Origin of the sequence: Streptomyces sp. NPDC046866 (assembly GCF_040704625.1) — a bacterium.
In the GTDB taxonomy this organism is placed as follows: Bacteria; Actinomycetota; Actinomycetes; order Streptomycetales; family Streptomycetaceae; genus Streptomyces.
Genome location: NZ_JBEYXN010000001.1, coordinates 155153 through 174060 on the forward strand (window position 1 = coordinate 155153; position 18908 = coordinate 174060).

Annotated in this window: 12 protein-coding genes; 7 read left to right on the forward strand and 5 right to left on the reverse strand. The window is 73.8% G+C overall.

The genetic code is table 11. The features are described from left to right. Positions 1 to 72 precede the first annotated feature (72 nt). The 3 genes from AB0953_RS00760 (at position 73) to AB0953_RS00770 (ending at position 3782) form a co-directional block, all read left to right on the forward strand. Positions 73 to 954, forward strand: a complete 882-nt coding sequence (locus AB0953_RS00760; protein ID WP_366857180.1) for a M24 family metallopeptidase — start codon at positions 73 to 75, stop codon at positions 952 to 954. Positions 955 to 971: 17 nt separating this feature from the next. Beyond that, entirely contained in the window at positions 972 to 2783 is a 1812-nt protein-coding gene (locus tag AB0953_RS00765) for an SDR family oxidoreductase (RefSeq protein ID WP_366857657.1), read from the forward strand. A gap of 84 nt (positions 2784 to 2867) precedes the next feature. Next, entirely contained in the window at positions 2868 to 3782 is a 915-nt protein-coding gene (locus AB0953_RS00770) for a MerR family transcriptional regulator (protein WP_366857181.1), read from the forward strand. A gap of 90 nt (positions 3783 to 3872) precedes the next feature. Here the strand turns inward: AB0953_RS00770 and AB0953_RS00775 are convergent, their stop codons facing one another. Next, the gene (locus tag AB0953_RS00775) at positions 3873 to 4709 is read right to left on the reverse strand and encodes an aquaporin (protein ID WP_366857182.1); all 837 of its coding nucleotides are present in this window, start codon (positions 4707 to 4709) and stop codon (positions 3873 to 3875) included. Positions 4710 to 4853: 144 nt separating this feature from the next. Here AB0953_RS00775 and AB0953_RS00780 point away from each other — a divergent pair, with 144 nt between their 5' ends. From AB0953_RS00780 to AB0953_RS00790, 3 genes are all read left to right on the forward strand, one after another. After that, positions 4854 to 5393 carry an RNA 2'-phosphotransferase gene (locus tag AB0953_RS00780; RefSeq protein WP_366857183.1) on the forward strand — a complete coding sequence of 180 codons (540 nt, stop codon included), beginning with the start codon at positions 4854 to 4856 and terminating at the stop codon, positions 5391 to 5393. Positions 5394 to 5517: 124 nt separating this feature from the next. After that, entirely contained in the window at positions 5518 to 7428 is a 1911-nt protein-coding gene (locus AB0953_RS00785) for an HSP90 family protein (protein ID WP_366857184.1), read from the forward strand. Continuing rightward, positions 7425 to 10445, forward strand: a complete 3021-nt coding sequence (locus AB0953_RS00790; RefSeq protein WP_366857185.1) for a tetratricopeptide repeat protein — start codon at positions 7425 to 7427, stop codon at positions 10443 to 10445. The genes AB0953_RS00785 and AB0953_RS00790 overlap by 4 nt, the downstream gene beginning before the upstream one ends. 52 nt (positions 10446 to 10497) lie before the next feature. Here AB0953_RS00790 and AB0953_RS00795 read toward each other — a convergent pair whose 3' ends face one another. After that, on the reverse strand, positions 10498 to 11403 hold the full coding sequence (locus AB0953_RS00795) for an LLM class flavin-dependent oxidoreductase (protein WP_366857186.1): 906 nt from the start codon (positions 11401 to 11403) through the stop codon (positions 10498 to 10500). A gap of 118 nt (positions 11404 to 11521) precedes the next feature. Here AB0953_RS00795 and AB0953_RS00800 point away from each other — a divergent pair, with 118 nt between their 5' ends. After that, positions 11522 to 12493, forward strand: coding sequence for a Cof-type HAD-IIB family hydrolase (locus tag AB0953_RS00800; RefSeq protein ID WP_366857187.1), 972 nt, complete (start codon positions 11522 to 11524; stop codon positions 12491 to 12493). Here AB0953_RS00800 and AB0953_RS00805 read toward each other — a convergent pair. The 3 genes from AB0953_RS00805 to cydB are packed head-to-tail and all read right to left on the reverse strand — an operon-like array spanning position 12490 to position 18890. Then, positions 12490 to 14241, reverse strand: a complete 1752-nt coding sequence (locus AB0953_RS00805; RefSeq protein WP_366857188.1) for a GAF domain-containing protein — start codon at positions 14239 to 14241, stop codon at positions 12490 to 12492. The two genes, AB0953_RS00800 and AB0953_RS00805, sit on opposite strands and share 4 nt — an antisense overlap. Before the next feature lie 24 nt (positions 14242 to 14265). Further along, positions 14266 to 17835, reverse strand: coding sequence for a thiol reductant ABC exporter subunit CydD (cydD, locus tag AB0953_RS00810; RefSeq protein WP_366857189.1), 3570 nt, complete (start codon positions 17833 to 17835; stop codon positions 14266 to 14268). 53 nt (positions 17836 to 17888) lie between these two features. After that, a complete protein-coding gene (gene cydB / locus AB0953_RS00815; RefSeq protein WP_366857190.1) occupies positions 17889 to 18890 on the reverse strand; it encodes a cytochrome d ubiquinol oxidase subunit II in 1002 nt (333 codons plus the stop codon). Between the last annotated feature and the right edge of the window lie 18 nt (positions 18891 to 18908).

Genomic DNA, 18908 nt, shown 5'->3' on the forward strand with positions numbered 1-18908 from the left:
TGATCTCCGGGCATTGTCACATTCATCAGTGGCACGTTACGGGCGGTACGGCTCTAGGGACGGACGGCTGGCATGGCTGGGGACACCGCACAGCACAGGGCACGGCACGGCGCACGGCTCACCGGGCGGGTCACCGCCGAGCTCCGCGGGTTCAGAGAGGTACAGCGCCTCGCGTACGCGTGCGCGGAGGCCGTCGCTGCGCAGCTGCGGCCGGGGGTGACCGAGCGGGAGGCCGCACGGATGCAGCGCGAGTGGCTGCGGGAGCGGGGCGTGCGGGACTGGTTCCACCTGCCGTTCGCCTGGTTCGGGGACCGTACCGCCTTCGCGGGCTTCAGGATCCCGCTGCAGTTCTTCCCGACGGACCGGAAGCTGGAGCCTGGGATGCCGTTCATCCTCGACATGGCCCCGGTCCACCGCGGGTACGCGGCCGACGTCGGGTACTCGGGCAGCCTCGGGCTGAATCCGGTGCAGGACCGGCTGATGTCCGACCTGCGGGTGCACCGGGAGCTGATCCTCCGGCAGGTCCGCGAGCGGCGCTCCCTGCGCGAGATCTACGAGAACGTCGAGCGGCTGATGGTCCGGCAGGGGTACGCCAACCGGCACCGCGCCTACCCCTTCGGCGTGATCGCCCACAAGATCGACCGCGTGAAGGAGCGGCGCTGGTCGCCGACCGCCTTCGGGTTCGGGACCCAGTCCCTCAAGGGGCTGGCGAGCGATGCCGTGCACGGACACCGTGAGGGCTGGTCCCCGCTGTGGAGCCCCTACCGCTTCTCCGACCACGCGCCGCAGCCCGGCCTGTGGGCGGTGGAGCCGCACCTGGGCTTCCGGGGAACCGGTGCGAAGTTCGAGGAGATCCTCGTGGTCACCGATTCCCGGGACCCCGAGGAGAGCGCGTTCTGGCTGGACGACGATCTGCCGCACGTGCGGCGCTGGGCCGAGGAGAAGGCAGCATGAGCGGCATGGGCGAAGGCATGGGCGAAACGGCCGGGGCCCCCGGCACCGACGGCACCGGGCGGGCGGCCGGCCCGGCCGGGGCGCGCGAGCGCCGGGTCCGCACCGGCGGGGTCGAGCTGTGCGTCGTCGAGCTGGGCGACGCGGACCGGCCCACCGTGGTGCTGGTGCACGGCTATCCGGACACCAAGGAGGTCTGGTCCGAGGTCGCGGAGCGGCTGGCCGCCCGCTTCCACGTGGTGCTGTACGACGTGCGCGGGCACGGGCGCTCCACGGCGCCGGTGCCCCTGCGCGGCGGGTTCACCCTGGAGAAGCTGACGGACGACTTCCTGGCGGTGGCGGACGCGGTCAGCCCGGACCGGCCGGTGCACGTGGTCGGCCACGACTGGGGGTCCGTACAGGGCTGGGAGTTCGCCACGGTCGCGCGCACGGAGGGCCGGATCGCCTCCTTCACCTCCATGTCCGGCCCCTCCCTGGACCACTTCGGCCACTGGATCAAGAAGCGGATGAGCCGGCCCACCCCGCGACGGGCCGCCCAGCTGCTGGGCCAGGGGGCGAAGTCCTGGTACGTGTACGCGCTGCACACCCCCAAGCTGCCGGAGCTCGCCTGGCGCGGGCCGCTCGGCAAGCGGTGGCCCGGCATCCTGGAGCGGGTGGAGAAGGTCCCGGCCGGCTCCTACCCGACCCCGTCGCTGCCCTCGGACGCCGCGCACGGGGCCTGGCTCTACCGCGACAACGTCCGCTCCCGGATGCGGCACCCGCGCGCCGACGCGTACGCCCACGTACCGGTCCAGCTGATCACGCCGACCGGGGACGCGTTCCTGTCCGAGCGGCTCTACGACGACCTGGAACGGTGGGCCCCCGACCTGGTGCGGCGCACGCTGGCGGCCCGGCACTGGATCCCCCGGACCCGGCCGGACCAGCTGGCCTCCTGGATCACCGAGTTCGTCACCGCCCGGGAGGAGCCGGCCGCGCGGGCTCCAGAGCAGAAGGCCCCGGGGAAGTACGCCGACTGGTTCGGCGGGCGCCTGGTGCTGGTCACCGGAGCCGCGAGCGGCATCGGCCGGGCCACCGCCTTCGCCTTCGCCGAGGCCGGGGCCCGGGTGGTGTGCGTGGACCGGGATGCGGAGGGCGCCGCCCGCACGGCCGACATGGCGCGGCTCATCGGGGCGCCCGAGGCCTGGGGCGAGTGCGTGGACGTCGGCGACGAGCAGGCGATGGAGAAGCTCGCGGCGAAGACCGCCGCCGAGTACGGGATCGTGGACGTGCTGGTCAACAACGCCGGGATCGGGCTGTCGGGCCCGTTCCTGGAGACCACGGCGGAAGACTGGAAGAAGGTCCTCGACGTCAACCTGTGGGGCGTCATCCACGGCTGCCGGATCTTCGGTAAGCAGATGGCCGAGCGCGGCCAGGGCGGCCACATCGTCAACACCGCCTCGGCCGCCGCCTATCTGCCTTCCAAGAGCCTGCCCGCGTACGGCACCTCGAAGGCGGCGGTGCTGATGCTGTCGGAGTGCCTGCGCGCGGAACTCGCCTCGAAGTCGATCGGCGTCTCGGCGATCTGCCCGGGCATCGTCAACACCAACATCACCGCCACCACCCGCTTCGCCGGGGCGGATGCGGCGGAGGAGAAGCGCCGCCAGGAGAAGGCCTCCCGGCTGTACGGGCTGCGCAACTTCCCCCCGGAGAAGGTCGCCGACGCGATCCTGCGGGCCGTCGTGCGCAACGAGGCGGTGGTCCCGGTGACCCCGGAGTCCAAGGGCGCCCTGTGGATGTCGCGCTGGGCGCCGGGCCTGCTGCGCAGACTCGCCAAGGCGGAAGCCGGCCTGTGAGCGGCACGGCCATACCCCCCTGTTTCCGGCGGTCGTACCATCCCTCGCAGGAGGGCCGATCCGCCATGTCGTAGGGAGCCGGGATTGTCCGATCAGGCAGTAGCCGAGTACCGGATCGAGGATCTGGCGCACCACAGCGGAGCCACGGTGCGCACGATCCGTGCGTACCAGGACCGTGGCCTGCTGCCGAAGCCGGAGCGGCGCGGCCGTTCGAACGTCTACCGGGACACGCACCTGGCGCGGCTGCGCCAGATCGCCGACCTGCTGGACCGCGGCTACACCCTGGCCTCCATCAAGGAGCTGCTGGAGGCCTGGGACGCCGGGCGCGGGCTCGGCGGTGTGCTGGGGCTGGTCGCCGAGGTGCACGGGCCGTGGACCGACGAGGAGGCCGCGCGGGTCAGCCGGGCCGAGCTCGACGAGCGGTTCGGCGGCACCTCGGACGACGCAGTGGTGGACGAGGCGTGCGAGCTGGGGGTGCTGGAGCGCATTCCGGGACGCCCGGACGAGTTCCTCGTCCCCTCGCCGCAGGAGCTGGCGGTGGCCGCCGAGCTGTATGCGGCCGGGGTGCCGCTGACGGCCATCACCGGCCACCTGCGGGAACTGCGGGGGCAGGTGGAGCACATCGCCTCGCGGTTCCTCGACTTCACCACCGAGCACGTCTTCGCGCGCTACCTGGGACAGGTACCGCCGACGGACGCGGACGCGGCGGAGGCGGCGACGATGGTCCGGCGGCTGCGGCCGCTGGCCCAGCAGACGGTGGACGCCGAGCTGGCGCGGGCGATGCGGCTGTTCGCGACCCGGCACCTCCAGCGCCACCTGGGCGCGCCCGGGGCGTTCCAGCCGTCGGGGCCGGCGGCGGTGCCGCTGCCGGCGGAGACGGTCCGGGCGGTGCAGGACCTGGTGGGTGCGGAGCACGTGGGGGAGTTCGTCCGGGCCGCGACCGAGCGCGAACTGCAGGCCCGGACGATGAACGAGCTGGCGCGCAGGGGAGGCCGGTAGTCCACAGGGCGGATCCCTCGTTTGCCGTCAAAACCCACCCAATCGGCTGTGGACAAGCCGGGGTTTCCTGTGGGCAACCCGGTGGGCGTCTCAGCTGGCGGTCTCATACGTGGGGCTGGTGGCGCCGGTGTGGTCCACGGCGCTGAGGGACTGCGGATCGACCGCGGTCTTCCGCCTGCCCCGGGCGATGCGACGGCCGGTGTGCCGCCCGGCGCCGTCCTCGGGGCCGCGTTCGGCGCCGCGGCCGGTACCGCCGTAGAGGAGCGCGGCGAGGGCCAGGCCCAGGGCGCCGCCGAGGAGCTGTGCGGCGACGAAGCCGGGCAGCGACTGCGGGGCGATGCCGGTGAAGGAATCGCTGAAGGCGCGCCCGATGGTGCCTGCGGGGTTCGCGAACGAGCCCGACGAGGTGAACCAGATCGCGCTACCGATGTACGCGGCCACCGCGGCCGGGATCATCCCGGCCCGCCCGATGCGCTCCAGCCCCCGGATCACGAGGACGAGCCCGGCGGTCGCGACGACCTCCCCGAGCAGCAGATGGCTGCCGCCGCGCACCTGGGTGGAGAAGGCCCCCGGGATGTGGCCGAACATCACCTCGGCCAGCACCGCGCCGGCGATCGCCCCCGCGGTCTGGGCCGCGGTGTAGACGAGCGCCTCGCGCCCCGCGAGCCCGTCGCCGCCGCGGCGGCGGGCCCACCAGGAGGCGAGGGTGACCACCGGGTTCAGGTGGGCACCGGACAGCGGCCCGAACAGGGTGATGATCAGTCCGAGGCCGATGGCAGAGGCGAGCGAGTTCGCAACGAGCGCGACGCCGGTGTCGCGGCTGAGGTCCGCGGACCGGATACCGGAGCCGATCACCACCACGAGGAGGCCGGCGGTGCCGACGAGCTCGGCGACCGCCCGGCGTGGCAGGGAAGCACGGATCGTCATGGGTTCTCCCCCAGGGTAGGCGTTTTATGGAAAATGTATTCCGCATCTTGAAAAGAGCGATAGCGTGCGATCCGCCAGTCCGCGAGCGCCGGAGACGGCCGAAAATCCCTGCGGCGCTCCCGTCCGGCCCGGCAAGCTGGCGTCATGGACGAAAGACGCACCGTGAAAGTGTCCAAATACGTCTCGAAACACCTGCGCCACCAGCCCGAACGCATCGGCCTGTCACTCGACCCGCAGGGCTGGGTGGAGATCGACGACCTGCTGCGCGCCGCCACCGACCACGGCTTCCCCATCAGCCGCGCCGAGCTGGACCATGTCGTCGCCGCCAACGACAAGCAGCGCTTCGCCGTCGAGGGCACCCGCATCCGTGCGAACCAGGGCCACACCGTCGCGGTGGATCTGGATCTTCCGGAGGCGGAGCCGCCCGCGTACCTCTACCACGGCACGGTCGCGCGGGCGCTCGAATCGATCCGCGCCGAGGGACTGCGCCCCATGGCCCGCCACCACGTCCACCTGTCGCCCGACCGCGAGACCGCGACCCGCGTCGGCGCCCGGCGCGGCCGGCCGGTCGTGCTCGCCGTGGACGCCGCCGCGATGCGTGCGGCCGGGCACGTGTTCCGGGTGAGCGCCAATGGGGTGTGGCTGGTGGACGCTGTGCCTCCGCAATTCCTGCGCTGGCCCTGAGCACGCCGGAATTCCGCAGAGATTGTCGTATCGGCCCCCTAATCTGTTCCTCACTCCGGGATCCGTGAGGGGGGGTACCTCGCGATCGCCGAACCATTCACGCATGTACGCGAGGTGACACTCCATGACGTCCGCATCCACGTCGTCCTCCGGCTCCGGCGCAGAGGCCGGCTCCCGCTCCGGATCCGCTTCGGGCGCCACCGGGGACTCCCCGGCCAACAACTTCCAGGTGGACCTGCGCGGTCTGGTCGACCTTCTGTCCCACCACCTCTACTCCAGCCCGCGCGTCTACGTCCGCGAGCTCCTGCAGAACGCGGTGGACGCGGTCACCGCCCGCCACGCCCTCGACCCCGACGCGCACATCCGCATCCGCCTGTCGGCGACCGCGGGCCGCGTCACCATCGAGGACAGCGGCATCGGCCTGACCGCCGCCGAGGCCCACTCCCTGCTCGCCACCATCGGCCGCAGCTCCAAGCGCGGCGGCGAACACGGCCTCGAGACCACCCGCCGGGAGTTCCTCGGCCAGTTCGGCATCGGCCTGCTCGCCTGCTTCGTCGTGGCGCGCCAGATCCGCGTCGTCACCCGCTCCGCCCGCGACCCGCAGGCAGCGCCCGTCGAATGGCTCGCCACCGACGACGGCTCGTACACCGTCCGCGAACTGCCGCACGACGCCCGCCCGGAGCCCGGCACCACCGTCATCCTCGAAGCCCGCCCGGGCGCCGAGGAGTGGATGGTCCCGGCCAAGGTCGAGCAGCTGGCCCGCGACTACGGCTCCCTGCTCCCGTACGACATCACCTTCGACGACGGCGAGGGCGGCGAGCCGCGCCCCGTCACCGACCGGCCCGCCGTGTGGGACCGGCCCTTCCCCACCCCCGCGGCGCGCCGCGTCGCCCTGGCCGGGCACTGCACGCAGCTCTTCGGCTTCACCCCTCTCGACACGATCGACCTCGACCTGCCCGTCGCCGGCGTGCGCGGCGTCGCGTACGTCCTGCCGGAGCCGACCAGCCCCGCCCACCGGGCCGGCCACCGCGTCCACCTCAAGGGCATGCTGCTCACCGACCGGGCCGACAGCCTGCTGCCCGACTGGGCGTTCTTCGTCCGCGCCGTCATCGACACGGACACGCTGCGGCCCACCGCCTCCCGCGAGAACCTGTACGACGACGAGACCCTGGCCGCCGTACGCGACGCCCTCGGCGGCCGGGTGCGCGCCTGGCTCGCCGAGCTCGCCGCGAGCGAACCCGAGCGGCTGGCCGCGTTCCTGGGCGTCCACCACCTGGGGGTGAAGTCCCTCGCCCGGCACGACGCCGAGCTGCTCGGCCTGATGCTCCCGTGGCTGCCGTTCGAGACCAGCGACGGTTCGATGAGTCTTCAGGAGTTCACGGCCGCCCACACCGAGATCCACTTCACCCGTACCGTCGAGGAGTTCCGCCAGATCGCGCCGATCGCGGCGGCGCACGGCCTCGGCGTCATCAACGCCGGCTACACCTACGACGCCGACCTGCTCGCCCTGCTGCCCGCCGTACGGCCCGACCTGAAGGTCACCGAGCTCGATGCCGGCGCCGTCACCGAGCGGCTCGACCCGGTGCCGACCGCGGCCGAACTGGCCCTCGCGTCCTTCCTTTCCACCGCCCGGACCCGCCTGGAGCCGCAGGGCTGCGACGTGGTGCTGCGCGCCTTCCAGCCGGTCTCCGTCCCCGCGCTCTACCTGGACGACCGCCAGGCCCGCCAGGAGCGCGACCGCACCGCCGCCCTGGACAGCGCCGACTCGCTGTGGACGGGCATCCTCGGCGCCCTGCGCGGCGCCGCGCCGCGGGCCCGGCTGGTGCTCAACCACAACAACCCGCTGATCCGCCGCATCGCGGCCCTGCCCGACGAGGCGCTGACCGGCACGGCCGTCGAATCGCTGTACGGGCAGGCGCTGCTGATGTCCCAGCGGCCGCTGCGGCCGGCCGACTCCACCCTGCTCAACCGGGCCTTCCTGGGGCTCCTGGAATGGGCGACCCACTCCACCGACGCCCGGGAGGGCCAGCAGTGACGATGATGACCCGCGAGGAGATCGACCGGGGGCTGGAGGAGAACCGGCAGGCGCCCAACGGTGCCGCCCGCAACGCCCACGCCGAGGCCCTGGTCAGCGCGGCGGAGGCCGGCGGAGACGCCGCCCTGTTCCGTACGGCGCTGGACAACCTGATCACCGCGTACCTCTACAGCGCCGAGTCCTCCAAGATGCTGGTGCCGTTCGCCCGGCTGCTCCAGGAGTACGACAAGGACCCCGGCGCCTTCTCCTCTTGGGAGGCCCACTCGCTGTTCTGGCAGTTCAAGTGGGTGGCCACGGCCATCGGCGACTCCCCCGAGATCCCGCTGGAGTCCGCCGCCGGCTGGCTGGAGGAGATGGAGCGCCGCTACCGGCTCGCCGGCTACAGCGAGCGGCCGGTGCGCGAGGCCGAGATGTGGCTCGCGCACGCCACCGGCGACGACGAGCGGGCCGACCGGGCGCTGGCCGCCTGGCTGGCCGCCGAACGCGACGACATGAGCGACTGCCACGCCTGCGAGCTCAACAGCCAGGGCCAGTACGCCGTCCTGCGCGGCGACGACGCCCGGGCGATGGAGCACTGGCAGCCCGTCCTGGCGGGCGAGCGGACCTGTGCCGAGGAGCCGCACCGGGTGCTGGCCACCTCGCTGCTGCCGCTGCTGCGGCTCGGCCGCCTCGAGGAGGCGCGCTCCCACCACCTGCGCGGCTACCGCCTCGCCCGCGGCAACGAGAGCCTGCTGCCGTCCGTCGGCAAGCACATCGAGTTCTGCGCGCTCAGCGGCAACGAGTCGCGCGGCCTGGAGATCCTCGCCGAACACGCCGCCCACGTGGCCCCGCTGCCCAACGTCGACGACCGGATGGCGTTCCACGGCGGCATCCTCGTGCTGCTGCGCCGGCTCAAGGAGCTCGGATACGGCGACAGCCCGGCCGTCCCGTACGAGGGCACGCCGCGGACGGTCAGCGAGCTGTACGACGTGCTGTACGCGGGCTCGCTCGACATCGCCCGCCGGTTCGACGCGCGCAACGGCACCACCCGGGTGTCGGACCGCTTCCTCGCACGGATCGGACGGGAGCCGCTGGCCGAAGTGCTGCCGCTGGGGGTCCGCAGCGCACCGCTGCCCGCACAGGGGGCCACCGGGGCACGGGCCGCGGGGGTGCCCGTAGCGGCTGGGGCTGCGGTGAAGCCGTCCCCCGCCGCGGCCGACGGCTCGGGCCTCGGGGAGCTGGTGGATCGGGCGCGCCGGGCCCGTGACACGGGGCACCCGTCGGCGGACGGGCTCTGGGCGGAGGTGGCCGTACGCACCGCCGCCCTCCCGGAGGGCGAGGTGGACCCGCTGCTCGCGGCCGACGTCGCCGACAGCCGGGCGTTGGCGGCCGCGCGGACCGGGGCCGCGGATGCGGCGGAACTGCTGGAGGCCGCCCGGGACGGCTACCGGGCCCTCGGACAGGCCGAGCGGGCCGCCTTGGCGGAGCTGCGGCTGGCGAGCGCGGCGGCGCAGGCCGGGGCCGCGCCCGAGCGGATCCGGGAGCTGCTGGCGGTGGCCCTGCGGGCTGCCGAGGCGCTGGACGCCGGGGAGCCGCTGCGCGAGCGGCGGATCGCCCTGGCCGAACTGGCGTCGCTGCGGGTGGAGTCGTACCTGCGCTCGCTGGAAGACGGTCGGGGCGAAGGACACGGGCACGCGGACGAGCACCGGCACGGGCCTGACCACGGGCACGACCACGGGCACGGCGAGCTGGCGGCCGGACTGACCGCCTTCATCGCCGACCACGCCGAGGCACTGCCGGACCTGGCGGCGGAGGCCGAGGAGATGCTGGGCCGCATCGCCCTCTCGCAGGGCGACCCCGAGCGGGCCGTCGAGCTGCTGGCGGCGGCCGCCCGGCGCTCCGTTGCGGCGGACCGGCCGTGGGAGGCAGTGGAACCGCTCGCCCTGAGGGCCGGTCTGCTGATGCAGCTGGGGCGGCCCGAGGAGGGCGAGGAAGCGGCCCGCGCCGGAGTGGAGCACGCCGCCGAGGTGACCGACGCCGAGACGCAGGGCGCCGTGCGGCTCACCCTCGCGGAGATCCTGCTGCACCGGGCCGAGGCGGCGGAGGCGGCCGAGCATGCGCTGACGGCGGCGCACTGGTTCGACCTGGCGGGCCTGAGCGCCGACGGCGGGGCGCAGGCACGACTGCTCCTGTCCCGCGCGTACGCGCGGGCGGGCCGGCACGCCGACGCGGCGGAGGTGCTGCAGTCGACGCTGCCCGATCTGCTGGAGCACGGTGAGGGACAGGCCGTGGCCGCCCGGGAGTTCCTCGGCGACCTGCTGCGGCAGTTGAACGAACCGCGGGCCGCGGCGGAGCAGTTCCTGCTGGCTGCGGAGGTGGCCAAGGGCTGGGAGGACGCCCGGCCGCAGGCGGGTCTGGCGCACTCGGCGGCCGACCAGCTCTCCGAGGCCCGGCTCGACGAGGAGGCGGTCGCGGCCTACGAACGGGCGCTGGAGCTGTACCGGGCGACGGGCGGCGCACCGGTCGCCGAGGTGCGGATCCTGCGCTCGCTGGCCTGGCTCGGGCTGCGCGGGGAGATCACCGACGCACAGGTGGCGCAGGCACGGTCCCGGATGGCCGAGGCGGCCGCGGTGCTCGACGCCGCCCTGGCCGCCGATCCGCAGGCGGAGGCGCTCCGCTACGAGCTCGCCCAGACCTGGCACCAGCTCGCCCAGGTGCTCGACCGGCGGGTGACCTCGTCCGAGGAGAGCGACGACGAGGAGGCGGCGCAGGCGGAGAAGGCGCTGCTGGAGGCTCTGCGCCTGGAGGAGATCGAGCTGGTGGAGCGGGCCGCCGCGCTCTATGCGGAGCTGGGGCCGGACCACCTGGGCAGCCTGGTCGAGTCCGTCCAGTTCGCCGCCTGGACCGAACAGGAACTGGGCCGCGAGGAGGCCGGAGCCGCCAGGATGACCGCGCTGATCGAGAAGCTGCGGGCCCAGGGCGCCCCGCCGGCCGTGGTGGACCGTGCGGAGTACACCCTCAGGCACCTGACGTCCTGAGACGCCCGCACTCCCGGTGCCCCGGCCGCTCGGCGGCCGGGGCACCGGCGCGTCAGCCGGCCAGCTGCGCGAGGCCCTCGGTGGCGATCTTCTCGAAGACTCCCTGGTCCGAGGCGAAGTCCGAGTCCGGGATGGGGGCGTGGATCACCAGCTCCGTGAAGCCGAGCTCCTGGTGGCGGCCCGCGAAGTCCACGAAGGCGTCCACGGAGTCCAGCAGGGAATTGCGCTCCGGCGTGAAGCCGGTCAGGAGGACCTTCTCCACCGACTCCGGGGCGCGTCCGATCTCCCCGCACGCCTTCTCCAGGCGGGTCAGCTGGCCGCGCAGCGCCTCGAGCGACTGCTCGGGGGTGCCCTCCTCGTACAGCTTCGGGTCGCCGGTGGTGACCCAGGCCTGGCCGTGCGCCGCGGCCAGCTTGAGGCCGCGGGGTCCCGTCGCGGCCACCGCGAACGGCAGACGGGGCCGCTGGACGCAGCCCGGGATGTTGCGGGCCTCGTCGGCGGCGTAGAAGGTGCCCCGGGTGCTCACCGCGGGCTCGGTCAGCAGCCGGTCCAGCAGCGGCAGGAACTCGGCGAAGCGGTCGGCCCGCTCGCGCGGGGTCCAGGGGTCCTGGCCCAGCACGCTCGCGTCGAAGCCGTTGGTGCCGGCTCCGACGCCGAGGGTGATGCGGCCTCCGGAGATGTCGTCCAGCGTCATGAGCTCCTTGGCCAGGGTCACCGGGTGCCTGAAGTTCGGCGAGGTGACGAGCGTGCCCAGCCGCATCCGCTCGGTGGCCGCGGCCGCCGCCGTGAGGGTGGGAATCGCGCCAAACCAAGGAAGGTCCCGGAAGGCCCGCCAGGACAGGTGGTCATAGCTGTAGGCCGTGTGGAACCCGAGCTGCTCGGCCCGCACCCACTGGTCGCGGCCGCCCTCGCGCCATGGACGGACCGGGAGAATCACAGTGCTCAGACGCAAACTCATGGGTCGAGCCTACGTCCCCGCCCATGTTTCACGTGAAACCTCGACCCGTTCCGTTTCACGTGAAACATCGCCAACGGGCACCTCGGGTGACGGGCTCCGGCACCGTAGGGCCGTGGCCATGGGCGAAGATGGAGCCGTGACCTCGGCTCCCCAGCGCCCGGACGGGCCAACCCCCACGCCCCGGCTCATCGCCACCGACCTCGACGGCACCCTGCTGCGCGACGACAAATCCGTCTCCCTGCGCACGGTCGCCGCCCTCGCCGCCGCCGAGGAGGCCGGGATCGAGGTCTTCTTCGTGACCGGCCGCCCGGCCCGCTGGATGGATGTGGTCAGCGACCACGTCCACGGGCACGGCCTGGCGATCTGCGCCAACGGCGCAGCCGTCGTGGACCTCCACGCGGGTCGCGAGTTCGTCCAGGTCCGGGCCCTGCCCCGGGCCACCGCGCTGACGGTCGTCGACACGCTGCGCGCCGCCGCTCCCGGCACGTCCTTCGCGGTCGAGATGACCACGGGCATCAACTACGAACCGCTGTACCCGCCCTTCTTCCAGGACCCCGGCGCCCACGTCGCCACCGCGGAGCAGCTGCTGAAGGAGCCCGCAGACGACGCCGGCGACCCGGACGGCGCGGACGCCGCGGGCGGCGCCCCCGCCCCGGTGCTCAAGCTGCTGGCGCACCACTCCGAGCTGGCCCCCGACGAGTTCCTGGCACTCGCCCGCAAGGTCGCCGGCGGCTACGCGGCGATCACCCGCTCCAGCCCGACGGCCCTGCTGGAGATCAGCGAGCTGGGCGTGTCCAAGGCCAGCACGCTCGCACTGTGCTGCGCCGAGCGCGGCATTTCCCCGGCCGAGGTGGTCGCGTTCGGCGACATGCCGAACGACGTGGAGATGCTCCGCTGGGCCGGCACCTCGTACGCGATGGGCAACGCCCACCCGGATGTGATCGCAGCCGCTTCCGGCCGGACGGTCGCCAACAACGAGGACGGGGTCGCCGTCGTCATCGAGCAGATCCTCGCGGACCGACTGGCGGCGCAGAGCGGGGCGGAGCAGCGGGAGCTGCAGGGGCACCGGCAGGAGAGCGAGAAGCTCTAGGGCTGGAGCGGGGCCTCCCATACGAGGGTGGTCCCGCCGCCGTGCTGCCCGATACCCGGTCCGTACGTGCTGGTGCCGCCCAGCGACTCGGCCCGGCGGCGCAGGTTCCGCAGCCCGCTGCGGCGCCCGCCCTCGGTGATGCCGACCCCGTCGTCGGCCACCTCCAGCCGCACCCCGGGCCGGCCGTCCGGCAGGGTGACGGTGGAGTCGAGGACCACCTCGATCCGCGAGGCATCCGCATGCCGGAAGGCGTTGGAGAGGGCCTCGCGCAGTGCGGCGATCAGGTTCTTCCCCACGAGCTCGCCGACCACGGTGTCGAGGGGGCCGACGAAGCGGTGGGCGGGCTTGAAGCCCAGCGGCACGGCCGCCATGTTGATCTCCCGCAAGACCCGGGTGCGCAGCCCGGAAGGGGCCTCCGCCGGCCCCTGCTGGAGCGCGAAGATCGCGGTGCGGATCTCCTGGATCGTGACGTCCAGCTCGTCCACGGCCTTGCCGACCCCGTCGCGGACCTCCGGGACCACGGACCTCCGCGCCGCGCCCTCCAGCATCATCCCGGTGGCGAACAGCCGCTGGATGACCAGGTCGTGGAGGTCGCGGGCGATCCGGTCGCGGTCCTCGAACACCGCGAGGCGCTCCCGGTCGCGCTGGGCCTCGGCCATCATCAGCGCGAGCGCCGCCTGTGAGGCGAACTGGGTGGCCAGCGTCCGCTCGGACTCGCTGAACGGGCGCCTGCCCCGGTCCCGGGGAGTGACCAGCGCACCCAGCACCCGGCCGCCGCTGTGCAGGGGCAGCATCATGCAGGGCCCGTACTGGCTGGTCAGCCTGCCGGCCGTGCGCGGATCGGAGGCCGCGTCGTCGACGAAGACGGGCTCACCCGCCAGCAGCTTCGCCACCACGGGGCTCTCGGCCGGAACCACCACTCCGAGCGAGGTGGCCGGGTGGTCGGTGGAGACGGCGACGATCTCCATCCCGCCCTCCTCGGCGGGCAGCATCACGATGCCGGCCGAGGAGTCGGCCAGACGGCGGGCCTGCTCCGCCACCACCGCGAGCGCATCGTCGGCATCCCCGCCCGAGAGCAGGGCGGTGGTGACCGCGACCGAGCCGTCGATCCACCGCTCGCGCTGCGTCGCGGCCTCGTACAGCCGGGCGTTGCCGATGGCGATGCCCGCCTCGGTGGCCAGGACCCGGACCATGTGCACGTCGTAGTCGTTGAACTCGCCGCCGCCGTTCTTCTCGGCGAGGTACAGGTTCCCGAAGATCTCCCCCTGCACCCGGATCGGTACGCCGAGGAAGGTCTTCATCGGCGGGTGGTGCGGCGGGAAGCCGGCCGAGCGCGGATCCTTCGTAAGGTCGGCCAGCCGTACCGTGCCCGCGTGCGCGATCAGCGCACCGAGCAGGCCCCGGCGGCCGTCCGGGCGGTGCCCGATGCGGTGGGCCTCCTCGGAGCCGATGCCGAAGGTGACGAAGTCCGACAGGCCGCGGCCCTCGGTGTCCACGACGCCGATCGCCGCGTACCGGGCGTCCGCGAGCTCGGCGGCGGTCTCGCAGATCCGGTCGAGGGTGGAGTGGAGTTCGAGGCCCGTACCGACGGAGCGCATGGCCTCCAGCAGCTGCGGGACCCGCGCGGTGAGCTCGGTGGACAGTGCGTGCAGGCTCCGCGTGGCCTGGGTGGCGGCCTCCATCGGATCCGGTGCCGCCGAGGCGGGATCCGGCGCCTTCGGCGGTTCCTGCGACTGCTGCAGCGACATGCCCTTGAGCCTAGTTAGTCCTGTTTACCGGGGAAACTCGGCCAGTACCGCGTGCCGCACCCGCTCCGCCGCCTGCTCGCGGTCCAGGAGCGTGCGCAGCGGCCCCTCCTCGGCGGCCAGCTCCGCGTACGTGCCGCGCTGTACGACCGCTCCCCCGTCCAGGACCAGGACCTCGTCGACGGCGTCGAGGCTGGCCAGCCGGTGCGTGATCAGCACCGTGGTGCGGCCCTCGGTCGCGGCCAGCAGGTCCGCCGTCAGGGCGTCGGCGGTCTGCAGGTCGAGGTGCTCGGCCGGCTCGTCCAGGACGAGGACGGGGAAGTCGGCGAGGAGCGCCCGGGCCAGGGCCAGGCGCTGGCGCTGGCCGCCGGAGATCCGCTCGCCGTGTTCGCCGACGAGGGTGTCGAGCCCCTCCGGGAGGCCGTCGGCCCATTCCAGCAGCCGGGCCCCGGCCAGGGCCCGCCGCAGCTCCTCCTCGCCGGCCCCGGGACGGGCGAGGCGCAGGTTCTCCCGGACGGAGCTGTCGAAGAGGTGGGCGTCCTGGGCGCACAGCCCGACGATCCGGCGGACGTCGTCGCCGTCGAGCGTGCGCGCGTCGGTCCCGCCGAGGGTGTAGGTGCCGGTGTCCGGGTCCAGGAACCGCAGCAGCACCTGCGCCAGGGTGGTCTTGCCCGCGCCCGAGGCACCGACGACGGCGATGCGCCGTCCGCGCTCCAGGGTCAGGTCCAGCCCGCGCAGGGCGTCGTCCTCCTGCCCGGGGTGCCGGACGCTCACCCCCGCCAGGCGCAGCGGGAACGGCGAGGCGGGCACCGGGGCGGGCCGCTCCGGCTCGGCGACGGGTGCCGGGGCGTCGATGACCTCGTACAGCCGCTCGGCGCTGCGGCGCACCTGCCGGCGGAACCGGACGGCCTGCGGCAGCGGGGCCACCGCCTCGAAGGCGGCCAGCGGCGTCAGCACGGCCACCGCCATCGCCACTCCCGACAGCCGCCCGTCCTGCACGGCTCCGGCGGCGAAGAAGGCGGCGGCCACCACGGTCAGGCCGCACACGAGCGCGGTCAGTCCGCTGCCCAGCCCGGTGGCGGCGGCGCCGCGCGCGGCGATGGCGGTCAGCGTGCGGTCGCTGTCCTTCGCGGCGTCCTTGCGGCGCCCCAGCGCCCCGGCGACGGTCAGCTCGGCCGTCCCGGTGAGCAGGTCGGCCACCCGGGTGGCGAGCTCCCCGCGGGCGGGCGCCAGCCGGCGTTCCGCACGGCGGGCGCAGGCACCGCTGACGGCGGGCACCCCGATCCCGGCGGCGAGCAGGCCCACGGCCAGGGCCGCCCCCGCCTCGGGCAGCAGCCAGGCGGTGAAGGCGACCGATCCGGTGCCGACGAGGGCCGCGGTGCCCACCGGCAGCAGCCAGCGCAGCCAGTAGTCCTGAAGGGCGTCGGCGTCGGCCACGAGCCGGGCCAGCAGGTCCCCGCGCCGCTGGTCGCGCAGCCCGGCGGGCGCGATGCGCTCCAGCCGCCGGAACACCGAGACGCGCAGGTCCGCCAGCATCCGCAGGACGGCGTCGTGTGACACGAGGCGCTCGGCGTACCGGAAGACGGCCCTTCCGATCCCGAACGTGCGGGTGGCGGTGACGGCCACCATCAGGGAGAGCACGGGAGGCTGCTCGGAGGCCCGGGAGATCAGCCAACCGGAGACCGCCATCAGTCCGACGCTGCAGCCCACCGCCAGCGACCCGAGCAGCAGCCCGAGCCGGAACCGCCCCTGCCAGGCCTTCGCCACGGCCCGGACCCGCCGCAGCGGATCCCGCCCGGCCGCGCCGTCACCGGCGGTCCCCGCCCCGGGGGCGCCCGGCGGCACGGTGGTTTCGGGTTCGCGGGCCGGGTCGGCCTCCACGGCGGCGGCTGCGCCGTCGGCCGGGGGCAGCTCGCGGTCCGCGGGGGCGGCCTCCGCCTCCCCTGCGGTGATCGCGACCACCCGGTCCGCGAGGGCGAGCAACGCCGGCCGGTGCACGACCAGCAGGACGGTCCGGCCCACGGCGAGGCGGCGTACGGCCTCGACCACCGCCGCCTCGGTCTCGCCGTCCAGCGCGGCCGTCGGCTCGTCCAGCAGCACCACCGGCCGGTCGGCGAGGAACGCCCGGGCCAGGGCGATCCGCTGGCGCTGACCGGCGGACAGCCCGGCCCCGCCCTCCCCGAGCACCGTCTCGGTGCCGCGCGGCAGCGCCGCCACGAACTCCCGGGCGCCGGCGGCTTCCAGGGCCCGGGCCACGGCTGCGTCGGAGGCCTCCGGCCGGGCGAGCCGTACGTTCTCCGCGAGGGTCCCCGCGAAGAGGTGCGGCCGCTGCGGCACCCATGCGATGTTCCGCCGCCACTGCGCCGGATCCAGCACGGCCAGGTCCGTGCCCCCGATCCGCACCCGCCCCGAGGTCGGTGGGGTGAACCCCAGCAGCACCTGGAGCAGGGTGGACTTCCCCGCTCCGCTGGGCCCCGTCAGGGCCACGCACTCGCCGGGGCCGGCCGTGAACGAGACCGGCCCGGGCGAGTCCCCGCCCCGCCCGGGGTGGCGCACGGCCACCTCGTCGACCTCGATCCGCAGGCCTCCGGGGCCCGCCTCGGGCACCTCGGTCCCCGTCCCCGGAGCAGCGGACGGCGTCCCGAGCACGTCGAAGATCTCGTCCGCCGCCGCGAGCCCCTCGACGGCCGCGTGGTACTGGGCCCCGACCTGGCGCAGCGGCAGGTACGCCTCCGGCGCCAGGATCAGGATGACCAGCCCGGTGTACAGGTCGAGCTCCCCGTGGACCAGCCGCATGCCGATGGAGACGGCCACCAGAGCCACCGAGAGGGTGGCGAGCAGCTCCAGCGCGAACGACGACAGGAACGCGATGCGCAGGGTCCGCAGGGTCGCCCGCCGGTAGTCCTCGGTGATCCGGCGGATCGACTCGGCCTGGGCCTTGGCCCGCCCGAACACCTTCAGCGTCGGCAGTCCGGCCACCACGTCGAGGAAGTGGCCCGAGAGCCGGGACAGCAGCCGCCACTGGCGGTCCATCCGGGACTGGGTGGCCATGCCGATCAGCACCATGAAGAGGGGGATCAGCGGCAGGGTCACCACGATGATGGCGGCCGACACCCAGTCCTCGGTGGTGATCCGGGCGAGGACCGCCACCGGGACGGCCACGGCCAGGCCCAGTTGCGGCAGGTAGCGGGAGAAATAGTCGTCGAGGGCGTCCACGCCGCGGGTGGCCAGCGCCACCAGCGAACCGGTCCGCTGTCCGCTCAGCCAGCCCGGTCCCAGATCGACGGCCCGGTCCAGCAGTTGCCCCCGCAGCTGCGACTTGACCGCCGCAGCGGCCCGGTGCGCTGCCAGCTCGGTGAGCCAGCCGAGCCCGCCCCGGCCGACCGCCACGGCGGCGAGCAGCAGCAGCGGCGTGCGCAGCGCCTCACCGTCCAGGCCCTTCTCAAAGGCTCCGACGACGATCTCGGCGAGCAGCATCGCCTGGCCGATGACCAGCCCTGCCCCGGCACATCCCAGGGCCACCACGGCCGCCAGGAACAGGCGGGTGGAGCGGGCGTACCGAAGCAGGCGCGGGTCGATCGGTTTCACGTGAAACATCCCCCAGGGCAGGGTCGGTCAGGCGGGGCGGAGACCTCCGGCAGAGCCGGGGCTCAGTGCGCGTCGGCGATGTGCTGCGTGCCGATCCGCTTGCGGAACACCCAGTAGGTCCACCCCTGGTAGAGCAGGACCAGCGGGGTCGCCACGGCCGCCAGCCAGGTCATGATCTTCAGGGTGTACGGGCTGGACGAGGCGTTGGTGACCGTGAGGCTCCAGGCGTCGTCCAGCGAGGACGGCATGACGTTCGGGAAGAGCGTCAGGAACAGCATCGCGACGGCTGCCGCGATGGTGATCCCGGAGAGCGCGAACGACCAGCCCTCTCGGCCCTTGAGGTTGGCGCCCAGCGCTCCGGCGAGCGCCGCCACGGCGACGGCCAGCGCGATCAGGCTCCAACCGTCACCGCGCTCGAGCTGGGTCCAGCCCAGGAAGACCGCCGCGAGCACCGCGGCGACCGCGCCGAGCCGGGCCGCCAGGGCCCGCGCCCGGTCCCGGATCCCGCCGACCGTCTTGAGCGAGGCGAACACCGCGCCGTGGAAGGTGAACAGGGTGAGGGTGACCAGGCCGCCGAGGAGCGCGTACACGTTGAGCAGGTCGAAGAGGCTTCCGACGTACTCCTTGTTCTGGTCGATCTTCACACCGCGGGCGATGTTCGCGAAGGCCACGCCCCACAGGAAGGCGGGGATCGCCGAGGTCCAGAAGATCGCGTGTTCCCAGTTGGCCTGCCACCTGTCCTCGTCCCGCTTGTGCCGGTATTCGAAGGCGACACCGCGGACGATGAGGCAGACCAGGATCACGAGCAGCGGCAGGTAGAAGCCGGAGAAGAGGGTGGCGTACCAGTCGGGGAAGGCGGCGAAGGTGGCACCGCCTGCGGTGAGCAGCCAGACCTCGTTGCCGTCCCAGACGGGCCCGATCGTGTTGATCAGGACCCGCTTCTCGGCGCGGTCGCGCGCGAGCAGCTTGGTCAGGACGCCGATACCGAAGTCGAAGCCCTCCAGGAAGAAGTAGCCGGTCCACAGGACGGCGATGAGCACGAACCAGACGTCGTGGAGTTGCATGGCGGGGTCCTCTCAGCC

What these genes read in the sequence shown, in the direction of transcription:
- AB0953_RS00765 (WP_366857657.1), top strand. Translation starts at nt 972, where the DNA reads ATGGGCGAAACGGCCGGGGCCCCCGGCACCGACGGCACCGGGCGGGCG.
- cydD (WP_366857189.1), bottom strand. Translation starts at nt 17,835, where the DNA reads ATGTTTCACGTGAAACCGATCGACCCGCGCCTGCTTCGGTACGCCCGC.
- cydB (WP_366857190.1), bottom strand. Translation starts at nt 18,890, where the DNA reads ATGCAACTCCACGACGTCTGGTTCGTGCTCATCGCCGTCCTGTGGACC.
- AB0953_RS00805 (WP_366857188.1), bottom strand. Translation starts at nt 14,241, where the DNA reads ATGTCGCTGCAGCAGTCGCAGGAACCGCCGAAGGCGCCGGATCCCGCC.
- AB0953_RS00760 (WP_366857180.1), top strand. Translation starts at nt 73, where the DNA reads ATGGCTGGGGACACCGCACAGCACAGGGCACGGCACGGCGCACGGCTC.
- AB0953_RS00800 (WP_366857187.1), top strand. Translation starts at nt 11,522, where the DNA reads ATGGGCGAAGATGGAGCCGTGACCTCGGCTCCCCAGCGCCCGGACGGG.
- AB0953_RS00780 (WP_366857183.1), top strand. Translation starts at nt 4,854, where the DNA reads ATGGACGAAAGACGCACCGTGAAAGTGTCCAAATACGTCTCGAAACAC.
- AB0953_RS00795 (WP_366857186.1), bottom strand. Translation starts at nt 11,403, where the DNA reads ATGAGTTTGCGTCTGAGCACTGTGATTCTCCCGGTCCGTCCATGGCGC.
- AB0953_RS00785 (WP_366857184.1), top strand. Translation starts at nt 5,518, where the DNA reads ATGACGTCCGCATCCACGTCGTCCTCCGGCTCCGGCGCAGAGGCCGGC.
- AB0953_RS00775 (WP_366857182.1), bottom strand. Translation starts at nt 4,709, where the DNA reads ATGACGATCCGTGCTTCCCTGCCACGCCGGGCGGTCGCCGAGCTCGTC.